The sequence below is a fragment of the Pseudomonas sp. SWRI50 genome, from assembly GCF_014269095.1.
In the GTDB taxonomy this organism is placed as follows: Bacteria; Pseudomonadota; Gammaproteobacteria; order Pseudomonadales; family Pseudomonadaceae; genus Aquipseudomonas; species Aquipseudomonas kermanshahensis.
In genome coordinates this window covers 92,125-104,601 of record NZ_JABWRW010000002.1, presented here as the reverse complement: position 1 = coordinate 104,601, position 12,477 = coordinate 92,125, and the positions used below count along the sequence as shown (strand labels likewise).

The 12,477-nt window shown below is 60.8% G+C and carries 9 protein-coding genes; 6 read left to right on the top strand and 3 right to left on the bottom strand.

The window, feature by feature from the left end; translation table 11 throughout:
- Positions 1-25: 25 nt before the first annotated feature.
- Positions 26-1,339: an L-fuconate dehydratase gene (locus tag HU750_RS02610; protein WP_186676415.1), complete on the top strand. Its 1,314-nt coding sequence runs from the start codon at positions 26-28 to the stop codon at positions 1,337-1,339.
- A gap of 67 nt (positions 1,340-1,406) precedes the next feature.
- Positions 1,407-2,708: an MFS transporter gene (locus tag HU750_RS02605; protein WP_186676413.1), complete on the top strand. Its 1,302-nt coding sequence runs from the start codon at positions 1,407-1,409 to the stop codon at positions 2,706-2,708.
- 7 nt (positions 2,709-2,715) lie between these two features.
- On the opposite strand, the gene HU750_RS02600 is transcribed toward HU750_RS02605, so the two are convergent.
- The 3 genes from HU750_RS02600 to HU750_RS02590 all read right to left on the bottom strand — a co-directional run bounded on the left by HU750_RS02600 (position 2,716) and on the right by HU750_RS02590 (position 7,013).
- Positions 2,716-4,089, bottom strand: a complete 1,374-nt coding sequence (locus HU750_RS02600) for a GntR family transcriptional regulator (RefSeq protein WP_186676410.1) — start codon at positions 4,087-4,089, stop codon at positions 2,716-2,718.
- Positions 4,089-5,471 carry a hypothetical protein gene (locus tag HU750_RS02595; protein WP_186676406.1) on the bottom strand — a complete coding sequence of 461 codons (1,383 nt, stop codon included), beginning with the start codon at positions 5,469-5,471 and terminating at the stop codon, positions 4,089-4,091. The genes HU750_RS02600 and HU750_RS02595 overlap by 1 nt, the downstream gene beginning before the upstream one ends.
- A 516-nt stretch (positions 5,472-5,987) precedes the next feature.
- Positions 5,988-7,013 (bottom strand): zinc-dependent alcohol dehydrogenase family protein, encoded by a 1,026-nt coding sequence (locus HU750_RS02590; protein WP_027594744.1) that lies wholly within the window; start codon positions 7,011-7,013, stop codon positions 5,988-5,990.
- A 204-nt stretch (positions 7,014-7,217) separates the two neighbouring features.
- Between HU750_RS02590 and HU750_RS02585 the strand changes: the two genes are divergently transcribed.
- The 4 genes from HU750_RS02585 (at position 7,218) to HU750_RS02570 (ending at position 12,390) form a co-directional block, all read left to right on the top strand.
- Complete coding sequence (locus HU750_RS02585; protein WP_225935653.1) at positions 7,218-8,132, top strand: LysR family transcriptional regulator; 915 nt, start codon at positions 7,218-7,220, stop codon at positions 8,130-8,132.
- 907 nt (positions 8,133-9,039) lie between these two features.
- Positions 9,040-10,095, top strand: a complete 1,056-nt coding sequence (locus HU750_RS02580; RefSeq protein WP_186676403.1) for an ATP-grasp domain-containing protein — start codon at positions 9,040-9,042, stop codon at positions 10,093-10,095.
- Positions 10,092-11,297, top strand: coding sequence for an MFS transporter (locus tag HU750_RS02575; protein WP_339550404.1), 1,206 nt, complete (start codon positions 10,092-10,094; stop codon positions 11,295-11,297). Before HU750_RS02580 ends, HU750_RS02575 begins: the two co-directional genes overlap by 4 nt.
- A 46-nt stretch (positions 11,298-11,343) precedes the next feature.
- Positions 11,344-12,390, top strand: a complete 1,047-nt coding sequence (locus HU750_RS02570; protein ID WP_186676401.1) for a fatty acid desaturase family protein — start codon at positions 11,344-11,346, stop codon at positions 12,388-12,390.
- Positions 12,391-12,477: the final 87 nt, after the last annotated feature.

Sequence of the window (12,477 nt, the reverse complement as noted above, 5' to 3'; positions counted from 1 at the left end):
TGCCTGACCAGAACAAGAGTCCGCCATGAGCATACGCATTACCCACCTGAGCGTCCGTGACATCCGCTTCCCGACTTCGCTGTCGCTGGACGGCTCCGACGCCATGAACAGCGCCCCTGACTACTCGGCTGTCTACGTCGTGCTGCACACCGACGCCGACGCCCTCGAAGGCCATGGCCTGACCTTCACCATTGGCCGCGGCAACGAAATTTGCGCGGCGGCGGTGCAATCGCTGGCACCGATGATCGTCGGCCTGACCCTGGAAGAAATCACCGCCGACATGGGCGCGTTTTGGCACCGTTTCACGGTGGGTGACAGCCAGTTGCGCTGGCTTGGCCCCGAGAAAGGCGTGATCCACCTGGCCACCGCCGCCATCATCAACGCCGTGTGGGACCTGTGGGCCAAGCACGAAGGCAAACCGGTGTGGAAGCTGCTGGCCGACATGACCCCAGAGCAACTGGTGCGCTGCCTGGACTTCAGCTACGTCACCGACGTGCTGACCCCCGAGGAAGCCATCACCCTGCTCCGCCGTCAGGTGCCAGGCAAGGCCCAGCGCGAAGCGCAAATGCTGCGCGAAGGCTACCCCGGCTACACCACCGCCCCCGGCTGGCTCGGCTACAGCGAAGAAAAAATGCGCCACTTGGCCCGCGAAGCGGTCGCCGACGGCTGGACCCACATCAAGCAGAAAATCGGCGCCGACCTGGAAGAAGACATTCGCCGCGCCAGCATCCTGCGGGACGAAATCGGCTGGGAACGCACCCTGATGATGGACGCCAACCAGGTCTGGAGCGTCGATGAATCGGTGGCCAACATGCGCCGCCTGGCCGCCTTCGAACCCTTGTGGATCGAAGAACCCACCAGCCCCGACGACATCCTCGGCCACGCAGCCATCCGCCAGCGCATCGCGCCCATCGGCGTGGCCACCGGCGAGCACTGCCACAACCGGGTGATGTTCAAGCAGATGTTCCAGGCCGGCGCACTGGACTTCTGCCAGCTGGACGCGGCCCGCCTGGGTGGCTTGAACGAGGTGCTGATCGTGCTGTTGATGGCGGCCAAGTACGATGTGCCGGTCTGCCCGCATGGTGGCGGGGTCGGGCTGTGCGAATATGTGCAGAACATCGCCTTGTTCGACTACATCGCCGTTTCGGCATCGCTGCACAACCGGGTGCTGGAATACGTCGACCACCTGCACGAACACTTCCTCGACCCGGTGGTGATCCGTCGCGGCCGCTACATGCCGCCACAGCGCCCGGGTTACAGCATTGAAATGCACGCTGACACCCTGGAACGCTACCAGTACCCCAACGGCGCGGCGTGGCTCGACATCAACCGTTCCTGACCTACCGACCTGGGTGTGCCGCCGCAAGCGCGGCACACCACCAGCACTTATCACGGGGAAAAAAACAATGACAATCCTCACCGGCACGACAGCGGCCACCGCGCCTGCCGTCGCTACCGAACAGCGCCTGAACGGCCTGTTGCTGCGCAAATTGATGCCACTGCTTATCGTCGTCTACGTGATGAGCTTCCTCGACCGCACCAACATCGCCTTGGCCAAGGCCAGCATGGGCATCGACCTGGGCCTGTCGGCGGCGGCCTACGGCCTGGGTGCCGGCCTGTTTTTCCTCACCTATGCCCTGGCCGAAGTGCCCAGCAACCTGATCATGCACCGGGTGGGCGCACGCTTTTGGATCACCCGCATCATGATCACCTGGGGCCTGCTGTCAGCGGGCATGGCGTTCGTCCAGGGGGAAACCTCGTTCTACATCATGCGCCTGCTGCTCGGGGTGGCCGAGGCCGGCCTGTTCCCCGGCGTCATGCTGTACCTGACGTACTGGTTCGACCGCGAACAGCGTGCGCGCGCCACCGGCTACTTCCTGCTGGGTGTGTGCCTGGCGAACATCCTCAGTGGGCCGCTGGGCGGCGCGCTGCTGGAAATGGACGGCGTGCTGGGCTGGCACGGCTGGCAATGGCTGTTCGTGCTTGAAGGCCTGCCTGCAGTGGCGCTGGCCTATGTGGTGTGGAAGAAGCTGCCCGATGGCCCCGCGTCGGCACCTTGGCTGTCCGCTGCCGATGCCCAGGACATCGAGCGTCGCCTGAGTGCCGAACGGGCTGCAGCGCCGCAACAGAGCAAGCTGGGGCAAATGTTTCGCGACAAGCAGATCTGGTTGGCGATTGCGGTGTATTTTGTGCACCAGATCACCATCTACACCGTGATCTTCTTCTTGCCAGGCATCATCGGCACCTATGCCGCGCTGTCGCCCTTCCAGGTCGGGTTGCTGACCTCGGTACCCTGGATCGCCGCCGCCATCGGCGCCGCTACATTCCCACGCCTGGCGACCTCGCCCAGCCGTTGCCGTACCCTACTGTTCTTTGGCCTGCTGACCATGTCGGCCGGGTTGCTGCTTGCTTCGCTGTCCAACTCCTTCATTGGCTTGATTGGCTTTTCGTTGACCGCCTTGATGCTGTTCGTGGTGCAGTCGATCATCTTCGTCTTCCCATCCAGCCGCCTGAGCGGTAACGCACTGGCGGCGGGCCTGGCCTTTGTCACTACCTGCGGCCTGTTTGGTGGGTTTGTAGGGCCGTCGGTGATGGGCCTGATCGAACAGGCCACCGGCAGCACCCGCAACGGCTTGTGGATCATTGCTTCGATGCTGGTGGTGGCGGCACTGATCAGCACCCGTTTGCGTCAGGGGCAGGAGCAGTAGCTCGCCCTCATCTCAAGTGCTGCGAGCCGCGCTGCCCTATTGGCCGGCCGCAGCGCAGCTCCAGCGCTTGAGCCAGCTTTTCCAGAGCATGCTGCAATGCATCAGGATCCTCGCCCACCCAGGTCAGTGCCAGGTATTGCTGATGACGTACCTCCGCGCTGTGCTGCCCGCCTGGGACCACGCGCAGGTCGGTACCTGACAACGCCGCTACCACGTCACCCAGTCGCAGCGGCCAGCGGGAGCGCAACCACAGGGTCCAGCCGCCCTCGGGCATGTCGAACGTCACGTGTTCGCCCAGCTCAAGCTTGAGTTGCCGGCTAAAGCACGCCATGCGCCGTTGCAGTTCTGCCCGCAGCCGCGCCAGCTGGGTCTCGATTTCACCTTTGCCAAGCAGGTGAGCAAGTGCCTGCAGCCGCAACGGCGCCAGCTGAAACGCACGCTGGGCGAACGCCTCGGCCAAGCCGGCATGACGCCCCATCACATAGGCATAAGGCGCTTCGCCCCCCACTGCGGCCTCGAACGACCCCATCACCAACAGCCAGCGCGGGTCGACCCAGTCGCGCAGGCGCGCATTCGGTGGCCCGCTGTAACACAGCTCGCTGTCCAGGTCGCTTTCCAGCAACCACACCGGGTGGTCGCCAAGCAGTTGGCCAATCTGCTGCTGGTCATGCTGCGACATCAGCCTGCCCTGGGGCAGGCTGAGGCACGATGGCATGATCAGCATACCCACCGGCTCGGCACTGAGCAGCCGTGCCAACGCCTGCAAATCCGCCGTGCCGCTGTTGCTCAACGGTACCTCCAGCACACGCATGCCGCAGCGCTGCAAGGCGCGCAGCACCGGCCAGGAGCACGGCGATTGCACCAGCACGGTGGCGCCACGCAAGGCCAACGCCGCCAGCAGCACTTCCACCAATGCCTGCACGTCAGGGGCAAGGTGCACCTCCTCGGCACGCCAGTAATGGGTGGAGGAACGGGTATAGCGCTCGGCCAACGCATTGCGCAGACGAGCACCGCCGACCTCTTCCACCGGGGCGGTGCCACGCGCACGCTGACGTGCCAGGCGCCGCTCATGGGTAAACAGCGACCGCTCCAGCATCGAGTGAGCCGGCACATGCCATGGCCCAGCCACCGCTTGCACCGGCGAGCCGCCAGCGTGGGCGCGCACGAAGTAACCGGACCGCGGCACGCAATGCACACGGCCCTCATCCTCCAGCAAGCTGTAGGCGCTCTGCACAGTGGCCAGCGATACGCGCAAGCGCCGCGAAAGCGTGCGTAACGACGGCAAGCGCCATGGCTCACGGCCTTGTGCCTCATCGATCAGCGCTTCAAGGTAGCGGTACACCTTCCGATAGGCGTAGTCGCCCGGTACCGATCGGCCCATCAGGGCAAGCCCTCAAAGGCGGGCCTTCCTGCAGCGGGCGGGCGCGGCAGCCACTTCAGGTGCACATCGCGGCGAGCCAGGTTGGCCATCAAGCGCCTCGACGACGGTTGCAGGCCCCCCTCATAGATCGCCCGCAACGGTACCAGCGCCAGGCCGCTGGTGTTCACCAGCCAGTCCTTCACCGCCTCGGGGCACGGCTTACCCTGCAAGGCCCGGTGCAGGTAGGGCAACGCCACCAACATGTCGGGATGACGGCATCTTAAAAAACGCTCAAGGCCTTTTCCCTGCCGGGCGAAAGGGCTGAACAGCAGGCACACCAGTTGGGTCTGGCTGATGCCATAGGGTTTGCCCAGGTGCGCGGAGGTTGGCTCGCGCTGCCCGCCGTCGCTGCTGGGGCTTGCCAAGCGTAGTGCCGGCCGATGGACCAGCGGCTCGAGGCTGCGCGCGCGCAAATCGTGCAGTTGCGCCACGGCCCGCGAATCGACAAAGGCCGCCAAGGGCCAAGCGTCCTGGGCCGCATCGAAGCAGCAGCCCAGCATGTGATCGAACTGCTCGTCCTCAAGCAGGTGTGGCAGCAGGTCGTCGATGGCGATTACACGTAAGGGCGCCTCCTCGGTTGCCATGCTGCTTGAAGCGTCTGCGCGCTCCAGGGGTGAGCCGGCAACCCCATGTAACCTGCCCAGCCCATTGGCCAATGCCGACAGGCACTGGTGCACGACGTGGGGGCCACGCTCCCCTGCAAGGCGCAGGCTCCGCCGCGCCCAGGCCAGGTAGCGGCGGCGCTGGCGTGCAGGTACGGCAGTAATCAGCACATCGGCCCGCGGCTGCGCCTGCAGCGCAAGGCCCACTGCGCCCGCCAGCTCCAGGTGCAGCCGGCTGCCCAGCAGGGCTTCGGGCCTGGCATCGACCCCGTGGCCGAACATCAGCATGGCATTGCGCGCCAGTGCCCAGCGCTCCGGTGCAGCCGACTGCCGACGGCTGAAAGGCACGACTTCGCAGCCTTCGGTCATCTGCAGTTGCACCCGCGGGTCATCCTGCATGAACAAGGCATTGAAGCTGCGTTCATGGTTTTCCAGCACGGTACTGCCGGCAGCAGGCAGGTTGACCACCAGTACCCGCAACTGAAACGTCACAGGTGCACGCAAGGCGATACTCAACTGGGCGGCACGCAAGGTGGCCAACAGGTGGGCACTGCGCCGATCAGCCCCTTGCAGCACCAGCAAACGGAACGTGCCAATGTATTCGGGCCCACCGGCAGCCACCAGCAATCGCTGAATCAGCAACTGCAAGGAGGCACGTTGCGCCTGGGACATATGGCTCAACAAGCGCTCGAGCACTTGCTGGTAGATATAGTGCATCGCCTGATCGTGTATAGCGCCCACGTAATCACCTCATCAACTTCATGTATCCATCACACCGGCAACTGCAAACAGTGCAATGCGTCCTTCCTGAAGAAATTTCCTACAAACTACGGGAAATAATGACGTGAACTGCTCTGTCGCCAAGCCATCGAAAAAAATGCGCCGCACCGATGACCGGCTGCTGCCATACGCTGCCCTAACTCGGGCATAGCCATGCTCATTCCACGCTCCTTGCGCCAACTATCACTGGGCCATTATCGAGCGTTGGATATCGAATAGAAGATACAGATCAGCGTAAAAAAACCATTCAGCAAGCATGGGAATACACAATGCTCCGGGGGCCGCAAGTATTCAACTTGAATTTCCTTCCAAGATATTACGACAATTAAAAGCAAACACTTAAAATATGTAGTCTCCGTACTTTTTAATTGTAGGATGCGTCTGATTTTTTATGGATATAGCATTTGGGCATTGCACCCGCCCACGCACAAAAAACCCGGGACGTTGCCCGGGTTCTTGTGGTCTTCAACGCCCCCTTCAGGAAGGCTGTGCCATGTCCAGTACCACCCGCCCGCCACACGGGCATTCATCCATGTACCGATGCGCCTCGACCACCTGATCGAACGGATACACCTTGATGATCTGCGGGGTCAGCAACTGATCGGCGGTGAACTGGTTGATATCCCGCAGCGCCCGCTGCAGCGCGACCTGGTCCTGGCTGATACCCAGCTCCGGCTTGCCGGTAAAGTTGCCGATACAGTGCACATAGAACTGGATGTTCTTCTGAAACGCCGCACAGGCCGGGAACGGTGTCTGGTTGCCGCCTTGCAGGCCGTACAGCACCAGGCTGCCACGAGGCGCGAGCACATCGCCAAGCAGCGACATCTGCGGCCCACCCATGCCATCGAGAACCATGTCCACGCCACGCCCGTCGGTGTATTTGCCAACCTGCAGCAGCAGGTCCTGCTCTTCGGTGACAATTACCTTGTCCGCCCCCAGGCCCAACAGGTAGTCGCGCTGTTCAGGCTCCTTGGTGGCCGCAAACACCTTCAACCCCAGCGCCTTGCCCAGCTGCACGAACGCAGGCCCGGCGCAGTGGCTGGCATCGGTCACCAACGCGGTTTGCCCTGCCTTGGCGCGGGCCAGGTCGACATACGCGAAGTAGGCAATCAACAGCGGCGTGTAATGCACGCTGGCTTCGATCGGCGTGAGGATAGCCGGGTAGCGGGTGATGGCTGTACGCGGCAACACGATCACGTCGCCATAGACCGGGTGATCATTGGCGCTGGTGGCCGGAAAGCTGGCGACCCGGTCACCGACCGCAATATCCTCGACCCCTTCACCGACAGCCGTCACCACACCCGCCATCTCATGGCCGATTCCCGCCGGCAGGCGGGCTTGGGACGGTGCCAGGTTCTGACGCCAGAGCACGTCATACCAGCTGACGCCGATCGCCTCGACGCGGACCTGCACCTCGTCGGCGGCGGGCGACGGTTCGGCCTGCTCTTCGCAACGGAGCACATCGGCTGCACCGAACTTGTGGAAACGGATCATGCGGGACATCGCATACCTCGCCTTGTGAACCTCTATTACCACGGACTTTATCCGGGCTTTGGCCGTTAGACCATCAGTGGTCATTAATAGTCGACATGCTTGTCATCGATTGGGCACCTGACATTCATCTGAATTGGCCCCCGGAAATCGGTGCAGGGTAACAGCCTTTGGCCTTAAGATTCACCCCTGCCCCACTTTAGGCGAAGCGCACCGATGAATCGAAACGACCTGCGTCGTGTAGACCTCAACCTGCTGATCGTGTTCGAAACGCTGATGCACGAGCGTAGCGTGACCCGTGCTGCCGAGAAACTGTTCCTCGGCCAGCCGGCCATCAGCGCGGCCCTGTCGCGCCTGCGCAACCTGTTCGACGACCCCCTGTTCGTGCGCACCGGCCGCAGTATGGAGCCCTCGGCGCGGGCACATGAAATCTTCGCCCTGCTCTCCCCGGCGCTGGACTCGATCTCTACCGCTGTCAGCCGCGCGGCCGAGTTCGACCCCGCCACCAGCAACGCGGTGTTCCGCATCGGCCTGTCGGACGACGCCGAATTCGCCTTGCTGCCGCAACTGCTTAAACGCATCCGTGCCGAAGCACCGGGTATTGTGCTGGTGGTACGCCGGGTCAACTACTTGCTGATGCCAACGCTGCTGGCCTCGGGGGAAATCTCGGTGGGCGTGAGCTACACCAGCGAGCTGCCAGCCAATGCCAAGCGCAAGGTGCTGCGCCGCAGCAAGCCGAAACTGCTGCGCGCCGACAGTGTGCCCGGCAGCATCACCCTGGACGACTTCTGCGCCCGGCCGCACGCCCTGGTGTCGTTTGCCGGTGACCTGTCCGGTTTCATCGACGAAGCCCTGGACGAGATAGGCCGCAAGCGCCATGTGGTGCTCGCGGTGCCGCAGTTCAATGGGCTGGGGAGTTTGCTGGCGGGTACCGACATCGTTGCCACGGTGCCGGATTACACGGCGGATGCGTTGACGGCTGCCGGGGGGTTGCGGGCTGAGGACCTGCCGATCGAGGTGCGCAGTTTCGAACTGCACATGGCGTGGCGGGGGGCGCAGGATAATGATCCGGCGGAGCGCTGGCTGCGGTCGCGGATTCAGATGTTCTTTGGCGACCCGGACAGTCTTTGATCAGAACGCCATGAAGGCAACAGTCCGGCCGGACAACTGCCATGGCACTCGCCGACGCGATAAGCAGAGACAGCGAACACAGCGAACGGCCGTGACACAGCACCACGCCCTACCACAGCGCATGGAGTGGGACCTTCTTGGTTGGACTGATGTCCATCTCTGCCCATGCTTTCGCCACCCCCCCCATATCGTCAGCCAGTGCCCTGACGGTGTCACGGGACACAGTACAAATCATGCCCAGCGACATGCCCGGACAACATTGCGGCGTAGGTGGCCGCTCCAGATTGAAGTTGGAAAGTCAATAACGGCAACCGCAAGACTTGTCATCTCCGACTATGGTACACGCCAATGACACCTATTACTGCGCTATACGCAGAGGCTGACGGAAGTTGTTTTCATGGCTACTCGGAATAATGAATCCTCTACTTTTGACATCTTGAAGATTAGCGATACAAGGGTGCGGTGCAAAAGGATACTCGAGGAACATTTTGTAACGAAACCCAATGCACTCCGACGATTTTTCCTACAACTCAGTCGCCACCTTTAAACAGATCGATCACCGCCTCCAATGAGCGAAACTATGAATCGGATTTCGGTTCGAGGCGAGACGCTTAGGCGCTGAAGCCGCCAGCACCGCCCCAGGATTAGATAATTCAAGGATAGTTGCCTTTGACGCGACTATTGACAGCTCGATTTACTTGTCCGAAATAAATGCTTGACATCAAAATTTGGTTTTGGCCATATTTAATCGCACTGAGCACCGGCTACTGAGCTACTACAACTGTGGTCAACGACTGAAACTCAGGTCAGTTTCTTCACTGCGCCCCCATAAGGATACCCGAGGCAGCGCTCGACGTATTCGCAAAGACAACTTTTATCGAGCTTGAACCAAGCAAATGGAAGGTTTATGTCTAATTTGAAGAACCAATACATCAATACTGCCAGGACGGTCGAAATTGGTAATCCCTCCTGGCAACTTGCGCAGAACTCAGGGCTGACCGACTTGAGCGTCAGGCATGTCGAGCATACGCTGGATACCGCCCGGGTGAGCCGGGACAAACGCCTGATGCGCGAAGCGTTCGCCCGGCACGGCGTGTCTTCTCCCGCCTCATTGCTCGCCCTGACGGATGCGGAGATTGTCGCGGCCGCACGGGCAATCGGTTTCCCGGTGGTCATCAAGCCAAGAAAACTGGCAGGCAGCATCGGCGTGGTGCTGGCGGACACCGAGCAGGCACTGCTCGCGGCTATCGCGGCCAGGCACGCTAGCGAAAAACAGGTACGTACCAGCAGCGCGATCATGGACGAGACATTGGTGGAAGCCTATGTCGATGGCCCGGAAATCAGTGTCGAAAGTGTGGTGGCCCAAGGTCGCGTCAATATTGTTGCCGTGACGCAGAAACGTCTCGGTCCGGCACCTTACTTCGAGGAGGTTGGTCACCTGGTCTCTTTCGAGCCGGGTGGGCAGGATCTGCCGCCGGCGGTTGCGGCCTTGGTGGTTGCCGCCCATCAGGCGCTGGCTGTGCAGTGGGGAATCACCCATACGGAAATCCGCCTGGGCAAGGATGGTGCGAAGGTCATTGAACTTGCGACCCGGGCCGGTGGTGATCAGATCCTGAAGCTGGTAGAGCTGGCCAGCGGCCTGGATCTGTTCAAGCTGCTGGTGGACAGTTTCCGGGATGTACCGCTGGACCTGCGACCGACGCGCCACCGGGTGGCCGCCATCGACTTCATCTACCCGCCCCACGCGGGGGTATTGGTCAAGGTGCATGCCGCACTGCCCGCACTGCCCGCAGGCGTCAGGTCGCAATTGGTCGTCGAGGCCGCCTCCGGCCGCACCTTGAAGCTGCCGCCGGATGCCTTTCTTGATCGAGCTGCGTTCATCATCACCCAGGCAGATACGGCGCACGAATGCCGTGCAGCGAGCACTGCGCGCGTTCGTGACACCGAGGTGATCCTCAAGTGAACAAGCTCTTCAAGGACGCGGGGCTGACGACGGCGATGCGCAACATCATCCTGCTTCGTCTGCTTTTCGTCATGGCGAACGCGTTGGGGCCATTCGCAGCGCTGTTTTTCAACCGTCACTACCATCTCGATGGCTCGGCAGTGGCGCTGGTGATAACGCTGGTATCGGCGTTCTACTTGACGGGCAACTTGTTGGGTGGGGCCTTGGCCAGTCGCTGCTCCTTTCGCTCACTGTTACTGGGCACATCATTGTGCTCGTCGGTCTTTCTGCTGCTCGCGATGGTGTTCAACACGCCGACCACGTCCATTGCCATGGTGCTGATGTTCATGCTATGCGCAGGCGTGATCACGCCAGTGTTCAGCATGCTGACCTCGCTGGCGGCGGACGATGGCAACCGCATTGCATCCTTCGGCTACCTTCACCTGGCCAGCAACTTGGGCGCCGCGCTGCTGTTTGTCATCGGTGGGTATCTGCTCGGCCTGCATAGTCATTACCTGATGGTATTCGCCGCCGGCGTCAGCATTGCGTGTTTCCTTGCGAGTCTTTTCCTGGTGCTGCCTGAGCGACAGGTTCATACGCCACAGGCACGACGCAGAATCTTGCGCAACATGGTCGACATACCGAGGATCGTGATCGTCGCCGGCGCAATGTTTTTCGCTTTGTCGGTGTTGGATGCGCAGCGTGAGTATCAGCTACCGTTGTGGCTCGATGTAATAGCCGTTGACCGTGCCGCGAGCATCTTCGCTGCCGTGGGGATCGTCAACGCGTTGCTGGTCATCCTGATCACGCAGCCTCTGATCGCGTTAACCTCCCGATTCAGCACGCTCGCCAACCTGGCCGCGGCAGGAATCTTCTACGGTATCGGATTTGGCGCCTACGCGTTTTTCGAGCATACCGCGTTGATTCTGACGTTCGTTTTCTTCTGGACGATGGGTGAGATTCTCGGCATCACCCATATCACCGCGTTGATTTCCCAAAAGACATCATTGCAAACCCAGGCCAGCCTCTTTTCGCTAATTCCCATCCTGCTCGCGCTCGCCAGAATGGTCTCGGTGGGATTGGGCGCCTCGTTGAACTCCAGCGCTGGGTTCACGCTGAGCTGGAGCCTCTACGGACTGCTGGGTCTGCTGCTCGGAGGCGTCTGCTGGTTGTGGGGCCGGGAAGCCAAGGCTCCACAGGTTTCATCACCACGAAGAAGTTGAGCCAGGAGGCTCGTTTCAGACATCAAAAGGAAGAGGTGCATTCAGCATGAGCGAAACACTGACGCAGGACCTGTACGAGCGTTTGTATCGTGGCAATCCGACCCTGGTCAAAACCCGCGACTTCGACGATATCGATGTCACGACCAACAACTTGATCTTTGCATTTCTTGTACTGGTCAACGGCTACCAGTTTCTCATCGCTCCCCTGTTGATCTCTACAAACCCCTGGTTCACGCTGACCCTGCTACCCACCCTGTTGTTCTCTTCGACCACCGGCGTCATGGTGCATGAGGCGATACACGGATTGCTGCACCCTGCCCCCCGGAGGAACCGGCGTATGGGCCAGGTGATGGCGGTGTTCATGGGCATCGCCTATGACTTGCAACGCTTCGATCATCTGCGGCATCACCGCGTCAATCGTACCGAGCATGATTGCGACGAGATCTATATCGCCCCGCGCCGATCGACGCGCAAGGTCGTCAATTATTACTATCGCAAATTGTTTGGTGCTTACTGGCACGACTTCGTGCTGACCGCAATCGTCTGCTTCCTGCCGCCCCGTTTTATCTACCCGCTGACGAGCCTCATCTACGGCTCGACAGTGGTGCCGTCGGACCATTGCGCGCTGTCCATCACCCTGCGCAATAAAAAATTGAGCGCACTGCGCACCGAAGGCGCGTGCACCTTGCTGCTGTTAGCTTGCAGTGCTTTTCTGTATGGCGCCAACTGGTGGATATTGGTGATCCTCTACTTACTCAGAGCATTCATTCTCACTGTGCTGGACAGTTTTGCCCACTACCAGACGCCCATCAATGATTCGCTGTTTGCGAGAAACGTGAAAGTGCCACTCTTTTTCGAGCGAGTGTGCCTGATGAACTTCAACTACCATGGCGCCCATCATATTTTTCCTACAGTTCCGTGGGATAAGATCCCACAGTATATGCAGCACTTCCAACCCGATTTCTGCTTGATTACTCACGGCAGTCTGTTACGGTCGCTTAAAGCCAAATACAAGCCGCCTCGGGCTTTCAGCGTGTGGCCCCGTGGCTGGTTGGCGGGAGGGCGCAAAAAGGAAAAAACTTTTCAAACCTAATCCCTGCCAGATTACCGTAAGCGCTTACACTTGCGGCAAGCGATGTTCAACAGGCCGAGCGATATCTTACAAGAACATATGAGCCGG

Coding starts and splice junctions, on each gene's coding strand:
- HU750_RS02610 (WP_186676415.1), top strand. CDS start 26: ATGAGCATACGCATTACCCACCTGAGCGTCCGTGACATCCGCTTCCCG.
- HU750_RS02605 (WP_186676413.1), top strand. CDS start 1,407: ATGACAATCCTCACCGGCACGACAGCGGCCACCGCGCCTGCCGTCGCT.
- HU750_RS02600 (WP_186676410.1), bottom strand. CDS start 4,089: ATGGGCCGATCGGTACCGGGCGACTACGCCTATCGGAAGGTGTACCGC.
- HU750_RS02590 (WP_027594744.1), bottom strand. CDS start 7,013: ATGTCCCGCATGATCCGTTTCCACAAGTTCGGTGCAGCCGATGTGCTC.
- HU750_RS02585 (WP_225935653.1), top strand. CDS start 7,218: ATGAATCGAAACGACCTGCGTCGTGTAGACCTCAACCTGCTGATCGTG.
- HU750_RS02580 (WP_186676403.1), top strand. CDS start 9,040: ATGTCTAATTTGAAGAACCAATACATCAATACTGCCAGGACGGTCGAA.
- HU750_RS02570 (WP_186676401.1), top strand. CDS start 11,344: ATGAGCGAAACACTGACGCAGGACCTGTACGAGCGTTTGTATCGTGGC.